The 12632-nt window shown below is 71.4% G+C and carries 12 protein-coding genes; 10 read left to right on the top strand and 2 right to left on the bottom strand.

Annotated features, from left to right (window positions below):
- Window positions 1-149 precede the first annotated feature (149 nt).
- Both ABZ855_RS29065 and ABZ855_RS29060 read left to right on the top strand, forming a co-directional pair.
- Window positions 150-806 carry a hypothetical protein gene (locus tag ABZ855_RS29065; protein WP_360811775.1) on the top strand — a complete coding sequence of 219 codons (657 nt, stop codon included), beginning with the start codon at window positions 150-152 and terminating at the stop codon, window positions 804-806.
- Window positions 807-878: 72 nt separating this feature from the next.
- Window positions 879-1637, top strand: coding sequence for a DUF1775 domain-containing protein (locus ABZ855_RS29060; protein WP_360811773.1), 759 nt, complete (start codon window positions 879-881; stop codon window positions 1635-1637).
- Window positions 1638-1705: 68 nt separating this feature from the next.
- Here the strand turns inward: ABZ855_RS29060 and ABZ855_RS29055 are convergent, their stop codons facing one another.
- A complete protein-coding gene (locus ABZ855_RS29055) occupies window positions 1706-2065 on the bottom strand; it encodes a metalloregulator ArsR/SmtB family transcription factor (RefSeq protein WP_319210451.1) in 360 nt (119 codons plus the stop codon).
- 147 nt (window positions 2066-2212) lie between these two features.
- Between ABZ855_RS29055 and ABZ855_RS29050 the strand changes: the two genes are divergently transcribed.
- From ABZ855_RS29050 to ABZ855_RS29035, 4 genes are all read left to right on the top strand, one after another.
- Window positions 2213-3553, top strand: a complete 1341-nt coding sequence (locus ABZ855_RS29050; protein WP_360811771.1) for an MFS transporter — start codon at window positions 2213-2215, stop codon at window positions 3551-3553.
- Window positions 3554-3718: 165 nt separating this feature from the next.
- Complete coding sequence (locus ABZ855_RS29045; RefSeq protein WP_360811769.1) at window positions 3719-4987, top strand: MalY/PatB family protein; 1269 nt, start codon at window positions 3719-3721, stop codon at window positions 4985-4987.
- Between the two features lie 119 nt (window positions 4988-5106).
- Window positions 5107-7314, top strand: a complete 2208-nt coding sequence (locus ABZ855_RS29040) for a molybdopterin cofactor-binding domain-containing protein (RefSeq protein WP_360811767.1) — start codon at window positions 5107-5109, stop codon at window positions 7312-7314.
- 35 nt (window positions 7315-7349) lie between these two features.
- Window positions 7350-7808, top strand: a complete 459-nt coding sequence (locus ABZ855_RS29035) for a (2Fe-2S)-binding protein (protein ID WP_360811765.1) — start codon at window positions 7350-7352, stop codon at window positions 7806-7808.
- Window positions 7809-7826: 18 nt separating this feature from the next.
- On the opposite strand, the gene ABZ855_RS29030 is transcribed toward ABZ855_RS29035, so the two are convergent.
- Window positions 7827-9533 carry a hypothetical protein gene (locus tag ABZ855_RS29030; protein WP_360811763.1) on the bottom strand — a complete coding sequence of 569 codons (1707 nt, stop codon included), beginning with the start codon at window positions 9531-9533 and terminating at the stop codon, window positions 7827-7829.
- A gap of 201 nt (window positions 9534-9734) precedes the next feature.
- Here ABZ855_RS29030 and ABZ855_RS29025 point away from each other — a divergent pair, with 201 nt between their 5' ends.
- The 4 genes from ABZ855_RS29025 (at window position 9735) to tgmB (ending at window position 12461) form a co-directional block, all read left to right on the top strand.
- Complete coding sequence (locus tag ABZ855_RS29025; protein WP_360811761.1) at window positions 9735-10547, top strand: SAM-dependent methyltransferase; 813 nt, start codon at window positions 9735-9737, stop codon at window positions 10545-10547.
- Window positions 10548-10676: 129 nt separating this feature from the next.
- Window positions 10677-11048: a DUF6479 family protein gene (locus tag ABZ855_RS29020; RefSeq protein ID WP_319210444.1), complete on the top strand. Its 372-nt coding sequence runs from the start codon at window positions 10677-10679 to the stop codon at window positions 11046-11048.
- A 209-nt stretch (window positions 11049-11257) separates the two neighbouring features.
- The gene (tgmA, locus tag ABZ855_RS29015; protein WP_319210443.1) at window positions 11258-11449 is read left to right on the top strand and encodes a putative ATP-grasp-modified RiPP; all 192 of its coding nucleotides are present in this window, start codon (window positions 11258-11260) and stop codon (window positions 11447-11449) included.
- A gap of 16 nt (window positions 11450-11465) precedes the next feature.
- Complete coding sequence (gene tgmB, locus ABZ855_RS29010; RefSeq protein ID WP_360811759.1) at window positions 11466-12461, top strand: ATP-grasp ribosomal peptide maturase; 996 nt, start codon at window positions 11466-11468, stop codon at window positions 12459-12461.
- Window positions 12462-12632: the final 171 nt, after the last annotated feature.

Raw genomic sequence — 12632 nt, 5'->3', positions numbered from 1 at the left:
CTCTGCCCCCGTCGCCGGGGAGGCTGCCGGTGATCCGTCACGTCCTGGCTCCCCTCCGCCGCCGTCCCTTCGGCGGGCGGCCATCGTATGGACGGATTCCCGGGGCCCGGTCCCGCTCCGGCCGCCGCATGGTCGATGATGGGCGGGTCATGACCATGCTCCCCACGCCGACGACGCGCTCCGCGCCACTGCCCGTGTTCCGGGCGGCGGTCTTCGCCGTCGTCGGCACGGTGCTCGGGGTCAGCGCGCATCATCTGGTCGCCGAGGGGCCCGCTCCGTGGCGGTCGGGCGTGGCGGCGGCGGTGCTGCTGTTCGTCGTGGGGCTGGCCGGTGCCAGGCGCCCGCGTTCGCTCGCCGTGGTCGTGGTGACGAGCGCGGTGGCGCAGACCGGCCTGCATGTGTGGCTGTCGGCCGCGCACGCGCGCCAACTGGCGGACACAGGCATGGACATGGGCACGCACGCGCATCTCGCGATGCCCGCCCACGGGACCTGGCCCGCGCGGCTGCACGACTCGGCGGCGATGACGGCCCTCCATGCCCTGGCCGCCGTACTCGTCGCCGTGCTGCTGCACCGCGCCGACGCGGCCTGCTGGTCGCTGGCGCGCGGGCTGACCGGGGCCGTCGACACGGTACGGGCCCGGATCGCCACCGTACGGGCGCTGCTCGACGGTGTGCCGGTGCCCGCGAGGCGGCGCTCACGGGTGCGCCGCCCGCGACGGACGGAGCCGCCGCTCAGAGGGGTGCTCCTCGCGGACGTGGTGGTACGGCGGGGTCCTCCGTCGGCGTGGCCCGCTCTCGCCAACTGACCCTGCCGGAACAGCCCTTCACCGATCGGCCGTCCCGTGCCACCGCACACCCGGAAACACCCGGAGACACCCATGTTCACCGCACCCATGTCCGCTGCACCCTCCCAGCACGCCACCGCACGGCGGCTGACCCTCGCGGCCGTCGCCTCCGCCGCGCTTCTCCTGCTCACCGCCGGACCGGCCGCCGCCCATGTGGAGGTCGAGTCCGACAAGGCGCAGGCCCTCGCCGAGAACGTCGAGATCTCCTTCGACGCGGAGGCCGAGTCCGACACCGCCGGGATCGCCGAGGTCCGGGTGATCCTCCCGGCGGGCATCGCGCCCGGCGACGTGACCTACGGGGAGGGCCCCAAGGGCTGGAAGTTCACGACCGCCGACGACGGCTACACGATCAAGGGCCCGGCCCTGAAGGCCGGTGTGAACGCCGAGTACTCCGTCGTCGTACGACAGCTGCCCGATGTGAAGGAACTCGCCTTCAAGTCGTTGCAGACCTACAGCGACGGCAAGATCGACCGCTGGATCGAGCTGGACGAGAGCAGTGAGCAGCCGGCGCCGGTGCTCAAGCTGAAGGCCGCCGCGCCGGGCGCGAAGCCGGTGAGCCCGTCGCCGAGCGAGAAGGCCTCCGAGTCGCCGTCGCCGTCCGCCTCGCCGACCCCCACGGCCGACCCCACGCAGGCGTCGGCCACCCCGTCGGCCTCCGCGTCGGCCGAGGCGGCGAGCGACGACGACGGCGGGATGTCCGCCGGTGCCTGGATCGGCATCGGAGCGGCTGTCGTCGTGGTCGCGGGCGCGGCCGTGTATCTCGTACGCCGCCGGGCGGCCGGTTCGCAGTAGCCGACTCGCGGTTGCGCTCATCCGGTTCCGCTGCTCGCGGCGGAACCGGAGGGTGGCGCGCCCGCGCCTCAGTCGTGCGGGGCCTTGCCGCTGACCCTGTGGTCGGCGTGGCTCAGCGCCTCCATCACCAGACGGCGCAGATGCCCGTCACGCAGGCTGTAGTGCACGTAGCGGCCCTCGCGCCGGGTCTCCACCAGCCCGGCCAGCCGCAGTTTCGCCAGGTGCTGGCTGACGGCCGTTCGCGACGCCTCGCACCGCTCGGTCAGCGAACCGACGTCCGACTCGCCCTGCGCGAGCAGCCACAGCAGATGCAGCCGTGTGGCGTCGGAGAGCAGGGCGAACACCCCGGTCGCCTCCGCGAGACGCGCGCTGTCCGGGGCACGCAGATGCGTATCGGCCGCAGTTGGCAAAGTCTCGCGAGCAGGCATGCCCTCAGCGTAGAGGCAGGGCGGACGCGTCGACAGCGCCACCGCCGGTTGTGCGGGTCCGCCGCATCCACATGTGCGCAGATGCGCACTCATGGGTACAGTGGTGAACAGTCGCGCTCGCCTTCCCGACCGGTCGAGGACAGCCGTATGTTCGCCGTACTGCGCAACCGCGCCTACCGCCGTCTCTTCACCGCCCAGGTCGTCGCCCTGATCGGCACCGGCCTGGCGACGGTCGCCCTCGGACTGCTCGCGTACGACATCGCGGGCGCCGACGCCGGATCGGTGCTCGGCACCGCGCTCGCGGTCAAGATGGTGGCGTACGTGGCGATCGCCCCGGCCGTCGGCGCCGTCGCCGACCGTCTGCCCCGGCGCGCGCTGATGGTCGGCGCGGACCTCACCCGGGCGGCGGTCGCGCTGCTGCTGCCGTTCGTGGACCAGGTGTGGCAGGTGTACGTCCTGATCTTCCTGCTCCAGGCCGCCTCGGCCACGTTCACGCCCACCTTCCAGGCGGTCATACCTGACGTACTGCCCGCCGAACGCGACTACACCCGGGCCCTGTCGCTGTCCCGGCTCGCGTATGACCTGGAGAGCCTGTTCAGTCCGGCCCTGGCCGCCGCGCTGCTGTCGCTCATCACCTACAACTGGCTGTTCCTGGGCACGGTGTTCGGCTTCGTCGCGTCGGCGGCCCTGGTCGTCTCCGCCGTACTGCCGACAGCCGTCGTCGCCGCCACCCCACGAACCGGGGGTGTGTACGCCCGGACGGGCACGGGCGCCCGCCTGTTCCTGTCCGTCCCCGAGTTGCGCGCCCTGCTCGCCCTCGATCTGGCGGTGGCCGCCGCCGGCGCCATGGTCACCGTCAACAGCGTGGTGTACGTCCGCGACCAGTTCGGCCGGAGCGCCGCCGACGTGTCTCTGGCGCTCGGCGCGTACGGCGCGGGCTCGATGGTCGTCGCGCTGCTCCTGCCCCGGGTGCTCGACCGGGTCCCGGACCGTACGGTGATGCTGCGCGGGGCGCTGCTGCTCACCGGGGTCTTCGTCGCGCTCGGCGTCGTCACCGGTGCCGGCGGCGGCAGTTGGCGCTGGCCGGCGCTGCTCGTCTGCTGGGCCGCGTTCGGCGCCGCCTGCTCGATGGTGCTCACCCCGACGGGACGGCTGATCCGCCGCGCGGCGCCGCCACAGCGGCGTACGTCCGTGTTCGCCGCCCAGTTCTCCCTCTCGCACGGCTGCTGGCTGCTCACGTACCCGCTGGCCGGTTGGCTCGGCGCGGCAGCCGGGCTCAGGTCCGCGGTGTTGGCCCTGGGGGCGTTGGCCCTGGCCGCCGGGCTGCTCGCCGTACGCCTGTGGCCGGCGCCGTCGGCCCCGCCTGTCGAGCACGAGCACGCCGACCTCCCCGCCGGGCACCCGCATCTGTCCGACGCGACCCGGGTCCGGGGCGGCTGGCGGCACAGCCATCACCCGCTCCTCGACGGACTGCATGTCCCAGGCTGACGTCCGGTACGGCCGTGCGTTCCCGGGACAGGAGGTTCTGGGGCCGGCACCGGGCATTGATGTGACTGCGGGCGGCGTTCGGCGGCCCGTCGGCGCCGCCGGGGTATCGGCCGGAGCCGTGGCCACCCCCTACCGGCCCGGTCCGCCCGGGAGTTGGAGCGCGCGATGACGGACGAAACGAAGAGCGTAGCCATCGATGCCGTCGGAGCCGGCGAGGTCGCCGACGCCGACCGGACGGATCCTCTCGTCCAGCTGTCCCTGGAGCAGCTGCGGCAGCGCACCAGCATGAAGTGGCGTACGCACCCGGCGGACGTGCTGCCGCTCTGGGTGGCGGAGATGGACGTACCGATGGCCCCGCCCATCGCCGAGGCGCTGCACAGGGCGATCGACCTCGGTGACACCGGGTATCCGCACGGGACCGCCTACGCGGAGGCGCTCGCCGCGTTCGCCGGCGAGCGGTGGCGGTGGGACGGGCTGCGCGTCGAGCACACGGCGATCGTGCCCGATGTGATGCTGGGCGTCGTCGAGATGATCCGGCTGGTGACCGGCCCGGGGGACGCGGTCGTCGTGTGTTCCCCGGTGTATCCGCCCTTCTACGCGTTCGTCTCCCACGACGCCCGGGAGATCGTCGAGGCACGTCTCGGTCCCGATCTGCGGGTCGACCTGGCCGCCCTGGAGGACGCCTTCGTACGGGCCCGATGTCATGGCCGCCGTGCCATTTTCCTGATGAGCAACCCGCACAATCCCACCGGAGTCGTCCACACCCGCCCGGAACTGGAAGCCGTCGCGGCCCTCGCCCGTGAGCACGGTGTGCGTGTGGTGTCCGACGAGATCCACGCCCCTCTGGTGCTGCCGGGGGCCGCTTTCACCCCGTTTCTCACCGTGCCGGGCGCCGAAAACGCGTTCGCCCTGGTTTCCGCGTCCAAGGCGTGGAACCTCGCCGGGCTGAAGGCCGCTCTCGCTGTCGCGGGCCCCGAAGCCGCCGACGAACTCCGGCTCCTGCCGGAGGAGGTCGGCCACGGCCCCAGCCACCTCGGGATCATCGCCCACACCGCGGCGTTCCGCGAGGGCGGGAGCTGGCTCGACGACCTGCTGACCGGACTCGACGCCAACCGGCGCCTGTTGGGGCGGCTGCTCGAGGAGCACCTTCCCGGCGTGGGGTACCGGCAGCCCGAGGCCACCTATCTGGCCTGGCTGGACTTCACCTGGCTGGGGCTGCACAAGGCCCAGGACACCGCGGGCCCGGGAGTGGTGAGCGACCTGGCCGGACCCGCGAAGCTCTTCCTCGACGAAGCCAGGGTCGCGCTCAGTTCCGGCCATGTGTTCGGCTCCGGCGGCGAGGGACACGTACGCCTCAACTTCGCCACGACACCGGCCGTTCTGCGTGAGGCGGTGGCCAGAATGGGACGCGCGGTCCGCGATTTTCGGCCCTGAGCGCCGTCCCGGGGCATGCCCGGACGAAACGCCCAGCGACTTGAACCCGTGCCTACCAGTCGGTAATGATCTGGGGCGCGGCCCGGCGATGTCGGCGGGCCCGCTTGAACGGAGCGTCGATGAAACGACTCGGCAGGCGCAGGTTTCTCACCTATCTCGTCGCCGCCCCCACCCTGTCCGTGGCGACGACCGTCGGCGTCGAAGCCGTCGCCCCGGGCGAGGCCAGGGCCGCGATACCCACCCTGCCCGCGCCGGCCGACCTGGTCGACCTCGGCGATGTGCTGATCCTCGCGAGCGCGCCCACCGCGAACATGCTGGTGCTGGAGGTCCGCGAGGACGGCACGGTGGACTTCCGGCTGCCGAGAGAGGAGGTCGGGCAGGGCCTCACGACGGCGGTGGCGATGCTCGTGGCCGAGGAACTCGACGTCCCGCTCGACCGGGTCCGCATCCGGTTGGAAGACGCCCGGCCCGAGCTGCTCTTCAACCAGCTGACCGGCAGCTCCAACTCGATCCGGTCGCTCTACGACCCCGTACGGCACACAGCGGCGGCGGCCCGGGCCCGTCTGGTCGCCGCGGCGGCCCGCCAATGGGGTCTGAAGGCCGGTGTCCTGACGGTCCGGCAGGGGATGGTGACGGCACCTGACGGGCGTACCGCCTCCTACGGCTCGCTGTCGGCCGCGGCGGCCTCCGCCGATCTGGGCGCGCTCACCGCCACCCCCAAGCCCGAGTCCCAGCACACTCTGGTCGGCACGCCCACCTCCCGGATCGACGCCCGGGCGATCATCACCGGCCGGCAGGAGTACACCCTCGATCTGGAGGTGCCCGGCGCCAAGCCCTGCATGGTGCGCCGGCCGCCCACCATCAACGGCACTGTGAAGTCGGTTCACAACGAGCCCGCCGTACGGGCCATGCCGGGTGTGCTGGACATCGTGACCGTCCCGACGGGCGTCGCTGTGGTCGCCGAGACCTTCGGGCAGGCGCTCGACGCCAAGAACGCCCTGGACGTCACCTGGGGCCCCGGGAGCGTCGACGCGTTCTCCGACGACGAGATCTCCGCGAAGCTGAAGGCGGCGACCGCCCCGCTGGTCGTGCCCGGGCTGCTCGTCAAGCGCGTGGACGCCGAGTTCGACTTCGCGTTCGCCAGCCATGCCCCGTTGGAGACCAACTCGGCGGTGGCGGACGTCCGTTCCGACCGGGCCGAGATCTGGTCGGGGCTGAAGTCCCCGATCGTGGCCCGGCAGACCATCGCGAGGGAACTCGGGCTGCCGCTGGAAAAGGTCACCGTCCATGTGGTGCAGGCGGGCGGCTCCTTCGGGCGCCGGCTGTTCTTCGACGCGGCGCTGGAGGCCGCGCTCGTGTCGCAGAAGAGCGGGCGCCCGGTCCGGCTCCAGTGGTCGCGGATCGACGACATGCGGCACGGCCGGATGCGGCCCGCAACCCACCACAAGATCCGTGCCACCTACGCGCTCGGGCAGGTCCTCTCGTTCGAGCACCGGGTGGCGGCCGTGGAGACCGACTTCCGGCACGGGCTCGGCGAGATCCTGACCGCCAGTGCCGCGAGTCTCCCCTCCGGGGTGGGCAACGCGGGCTTCGCACAGACGCTCTTTCTGACCACCGTGAAGTCCCCGTACAACTTCGGCCTCACCACCCAGGTGCTCACCGAGGTGCCGCTGAAGATGCACACCGGTTCCTGGCGTTCGGTCTACTCGGGCAACACCCGGGGCGCGGAGGAGATCGTCGTCGACGAACTGGCCGCCCAGCTGGGCAAGGACCCGGTGGCCTTCCGGCGATCGTTCCTCAAGAACGACCGGCAGCGGGCCGTGCTCGACAAGGTGGCGGCGGAGGGCGGCTGGGGCCGCGACCTGCCGCCGGGGTGGGCGCAGGGCGTCGGCTTCCACGAGGAGTACAAGTCCTGCACGGCCTGTCTGGTCGAGATCGACGCCACCGACCCGAAGAAGCCACGGGTGACGAAGGCCGTCATCGCCGCCGACGTGGGCCGGCCGGTCAATCCGCGCGGGCTCGAGGCGCAGTTGCTCGGCGGGCTGACGGACGCCATCTCCACCACCCTGCGGGCCGGGCTGCACATCGACAAGGGGCTGCCGCTGGAAGGCAGTTACTCGCAGTTCCACTACGCGCGGCAGAAGGACAGCCCCAAGGACGTGAAGATCTTCATCATGCCGGCGAACGGCGCGCCGGGCGGGGCGGGCGAACTGGGCGTCCCGGCGGCCGTCGGGGCGATCGCCAACGCCTACGCCCGGGCCACCGGGACCAGACCGCGCCGATTCCCCGTCAACTTCGACGTCGACTTCACCCCCTTTCCTCGCTGATTCCTCGCTGATTCCTCGCTGAGCGGAGCCCGTACGTGCCCTCCCACACCTTCACCGTCAACGGGAAGTCCGTGACCGTCGACGCCCCCGACGACCTGCCCCTGCTGTGGGTGCTGCGCGATCTGCTGGGCGTGCGCGGCCCCAAGTACGGCTGCGGGATAGATGTCTGCAAGGCCTGCACCAGCCATCTCGACGGGGAGGCCGTCAATCCCTGTGTCGTGCCCGTCGCCGAGGCGGCGGGGCGGGAGGTCACCACCATCGAGGGTCTGGCGGACGGTGAGCGGCTGCACCCCGTGCAGGAGGCCTGGCTGGAGCAGGACGTGGCCCAGTGCGGCTTCTGCCAGCCCGGCCAGATCATGGCGGCGGTCGCCCTGCTGAAGCGTACGAAGAACCCGACGGACGCCGACATCGACGCGATCGCGAACGTCTGCCGCTGCGGGACCTACTTCCGTATCCGCGAGGCGATCAAGAGCGCCGCCGCCAAGCTGGCGTGACTGTCCGGGTCGGCGGCCTCAGCAGCACCCCGAGGCCGTGCCGCCCGCGCCGCCCGCGTCGCCCGTACCGACGTCGAGACGGCAGAAGCAGGACGCCTCGACCGGGACGTCCGCCACGGCGAGCGCGAGCTTGAGCTGCTGGGCGACGATCCGGGCCTCCCCCGCCCTGCCCAGGCGGACCAGGCACTCGTGATACCCGTGCAGGGCCCAGACGTTGCCGGGATGCTGCACGGCACGCGGAAGGGTGTCGTCGAGGCCGAGGTCGGCCCGGTAGACGGCTTCCGCCTCGGCGACGCGCCCCTGTTCGAGGAGCAGGGCGCCGTAGGCGTGCCGGGTGGGCTGCATCCATCCCCAGGGCTCGTCGTAGGGGAGGTTGTCGGACAGCTCGGTCGAACGCTCCAGCGCGGCGAACGCGGCCTCGAACTCGCCCTTGCGGTACTCGAGTTCGCCGTCGAGCATCGCCGACGCGATGTCGAGGACGTCGGAGCAGGTGTTGTTGAACAGCATCCGGGTCTCCGGGACCCGGGTGAGGGCTGTGCGGAACAGTTCGCGTTCGGCCTCGGCCTCGGGGATCCGGCCGGTGGCGGAGAGGGCGACCCCGCGGGCGTACCGGAGCATGGCCGTCGTCACGCAGTACAGCGACGGATCGGCGGGCAGCGGCAGTTCGAGGATGTCCCGCCAGCGGCCGAAGCGGATCAGCACATGGACCCGCATGGCGAGGAAGCCCTCCAGCCAGTCGGCCATGGGCGGGCTCTGCACCCGCAGAAGCTCCTCCGGGACGGCGGCCTCCAGTTGCGCGACGGCCTCGAGCGCCGTCCTGGACTGTCCGAGGAACATCGCGCCGTAGATTTTGAAGTGGTGGTTGTGCGCCCGGTAGAGGGTGTAGAAGTTCATCGCGCCGGAGCGCTCGCGGAACTTCTCGTCGGCGGCGATCGCCGCGCTGTTGTCCGCCACCACGCGCCGGTAGTCGCCGCAGAGCACGTCCAGGTGTGTGGGCATGTGCTGGAGGTGCCCGGCGTCCGGGACCAGGCCGCGCAGCCGGTCGGCGGCCGGCAGGGCGGTCTCCGGGGTGGAGGACATCTCCATCAGGTGGATGAAGAGGTGCAGGAGACCCGGGTGGCGTTCCCCCTCCCGGGTCGCGAGCGCCCGTTCCAGGACGGCCTTCGCGGTGAGTGTGCGGGCGCCCTCGGCCGGTTCGCCCGTGCGCACGTCCCACAGCTGCCAGGGCGTCAGGTTCATCAGCGCGTCGGCGTACAGCGCGGCCACGTCGAGGTCGTCCGGGGCCAGTTCGTACACCGTCCGCATGCTGTCGGCGTAGGACTCGTTCCACACCGAGCAGTCCTCGGCGGCCTCCGCCTGCGGATAGCGGGCGCGCAGAGCGGCGATCAGGGCCTGTTCGACGGGCGTTGCGCCGGCCGCCGCCTTACGGTGGGCGAGTTCGACGGCGGCGTGAGTGCGGGCGACGGTTCGTACGAGCTCGTCGCCGTCGAAGAACTCCCAGGGTTTGTTGTAGTTCGGGCCGAGGGCGTACGCGATGCCCCAGTGGGCCATCGCGCAGTCGGGGTCCGCCGCCGCGGCGGCCTCGAAGCAGGCGACGGCCTCCTCGTGATGGAAGCCGTACGTCCACGCCAGGCCCCGGTCGAACCACCGCTGGGCCTCGGCGGACGACGTCGTCACGGGCCGCCCATGGGTGCCGAGGTCGTAGTCGTAGCCGTCGTGATCCATGCGTCTCTCCCGCTCGCCTGGGGCCTGTGCGCCGAGACTAGAGGCCGCTGCCGGCGGACGGCAGCACCCGTCGGCGGCGCCTCCGGCCTCGCCCCACGGAGCCCGGTCATAAGATCACCCTCGTAGGCGCGAACGATGTTGACGGCCCTCAGCGGGCGTCAACGTCCGTGCGGGGCGCGGGAAGTGACGAGAGGAAGCGGCGTGAGCGAGCAGGGCGGCACGTCAGAGGGACGCGGTCGGCTGGACACCTCGGTGGCCCACAACGCGCGAGTGTGGAACTACTGGATCGGCGGCAAGGACAACTACGTCGTCGACCAGCAGGTCGGCGACCACATCGACGCCATGTTCCCGCTGATCCGCAGCGTGGCCCGCGCGGACCGCGCCTTCCTCGGGCGGGCCGTGCGCTTCCTGGTCACCGAGCGGGGAGTACGTCAGTTCCTGGACATCGGGACGGGGCTGCCGACGGTCGACAACACCCATGAGATCGCCCAGCGCATCGCGCCCGAGTCCCGGATCGTCTACGTCGACAACGATCCGATCGTGCTCGCGCACGCCCGCACGCTGCTGACCGGCACGCGGGAGGGGGCCACGGACTACATCGACGCGGACGTCCACCGCCCCGAGACCATCGTCGCCCGCGCCTCCCAGACCCTCGACTTCGAGCAGCCGGTCGCCGTCATGATGCTCGGCATCCTGAATTTCGTGCTCGACACGGCCCATGCGCAGGACATCGTGCGCCAGGTCATGGCGTCGGTGCCGTCGGGAAGCCATCTGGTCCTGACCCATCCGACGACCGACGCGGACCTCGACGGCCAGGGGAACATCGAGGCGATGAAGTTCTGGAACGAGAACGCCACCCCGCCGATCACCGCCCGCCCCCGCGCCGAGGTGGCCGCCTTCTTCGACGGTCTGGACCTGCTCGAGCCGGGGCTCGTCTCCTGTGCGCGGTGGCGCCCGGAGGAGGACGCGGCCGTCACCCTGCCGCAATTCGGTGCCGTCGCCGTCAAGCCCTGACCGTCAAACCCCGACCGTAAAACGCCGACCGGACGCTCCGGCCCGAAGCCCCGGTCGGCGGTAATGGCACAGTGATTCCACAGGCTGTTTTCGGACGCGCATTGATATGTAGTCGGCGATAATCGCCATATGAGTACGACAACGTCTGAACTACTGGCCGCGTCGAGCGATCTACTCAACGTAACGGCCGCATTTGTCGCAGGCCTGTTCATCGCTGGTGCACTGATCTGGGCCTTCTGGTTCGGCATGCGGGTACGGGACCGGGAATCCGCCCGGCCCCGCCCCGACGAACACCCCACCCTCCCGCCTTCCGGTCCTGTGCACGAGATCCGTGAGATGCGAGAGCCCGACGAAATGCCGCTGGCGGGCGAGGAGCGGGAGCGGCTCATGCCGCACGATCTCCATCGCGCGTCGACGAAACGGCGGGCGGACCAGCAGCGCGGACGCTGGGATCCCGGTTCCAGCGGCTCCTTCGGCAGTGGCGGCCTGGGGCGCCACTGACGCGCCCGCGACCGCGGCCGGGCGGCCCGCGGAACATGGGCCGCGACCCTCGCGGGCCCGCCCGGCCGCGGTTGCCCACAACATGAGGCAACCATTCACGCGTTCGATTCGTATAACTCCTTGGAGGCGGGGCACCGGGGACGGGACAGTTGTAATACCGGACCTCCACCGTCCACTTGACCGACGTTGTCGCCGATCGAGGAGAAGCGATGCAGCTGTTCGTTTTGAACTACGCGCGCCCAGCAGAGCAGTTGGAGGTGAGCACTCCGTACAGTTACGACTGCGGACTGCAGTTGAATGTGTTGCCGGGCGGGCGAATTGCCGCTCATGACCATGCTGTGATGCGTGAATTCGGGGCCACCACGTCAACCGCCGGTTCCAAGACGCACTTCGACGACTGAGCGTGGACCTGACACGATGACGGTCCTTGTTCTGACGTCCGAACACGATGTGACGGCGGATCTCGTGGTGGCCCGGCTGAACGGCACGGGTGTTCCCGTGGTCCGGCTCGATCCCGGCGATCTGCCCGGCCCCGTCGCTCTGTCCGGCGAGTACGTACATGGCGCTTTTCGCGGGCATCTGTCCGTCGGGGGCAGGCTGGTGAGCATGGGCGGGCTGCGGTCCGTGTGGGTGCGCAGGCCGGGGGTGCCGGGTGCGCGGGCCGCCGAGCCGTCCGACTGGCTCACCGAGGAGGCCTCGCAGGCCTTCTACGGCATGCTCCGGGGCACGGGCGCGCGCTGGATGAATCATCCCGACGCCGCCACCAGGGCCCGCCACAAGCCCTGGCAGCTCCATCTCGCACAGCGCAGCCGGCTTCCCGTGCCGGCCACACTGATCACCACGTTTCCGCAGGCGGCCCGGGATTTCGCGCAGCGGTTTCCCGACCTGGTCGTCAAGCCCGTCTCCGGGTCGCATCCGCAGGAACCGCCCAGGGTGGTGCCGACGAGCCGGGTGGCGCCCGACGTCGACTTCGCCGCCGTCGCCTTCGGGCCCACGCTGCTGCAGCGCCGGGTCGACAAGCGGGCCGACATCCGCCTGACGGCGGTCGGCGACCGCATCCTCGCCGCCCGCAAGGCCGTCGCACCCGACGCGCACCCCGACGACATCGATGTCCGGTTCGCGCCGTCGGACGAGTCATGGCGGCCGGTCGATGTGCCGGCCCGGCTCGCCGAGGCCGTGCACCGGTATCTGCGGGAAGCCGAACTCGCCTATGGGGCCTTCGACTTCGCGGAGGATCTCGACGGCGTGTGGTGGTTCCTGGAGTGCAATCAGTCGGGCCAGTTCGGCTTCGTCGAGATGGACACCGGACAGCCGATCGCCCAGACCGTCGCCGACTGGCTGGCCGGGACAGGACGGGAAGCACAGCCGTACCCCCTTGGCGGCTCCCAGGACTCCCTGCCCACCACCACCTGAACCGCCGTGCCCCGCAACACGGCACCGCCTACGGTGAGTTCATGGCCATCGGCGTTGCCGCCGCGGGACGTGAGGACGGCAGGCCGGTCGACGAGCCGGTGCGGGTCGAGCAGGCAACCGGGCGATCGCCCCGACGGCCGCCGATTCCCCCGGCGTCCGCGCTCGCGCACA

It is taken from the genome of Streptomyces sp. NPDC047042 (assembly GCF_040644035.1).
Lineage (GTDB): Bacteria > Actinomycetota > Actinomycetes > Streptomycetales > Streptomycetaceae > Streptomyces.
This window is presented reverse-complemented; position numbering and strand designations above follow the sequence as displayed.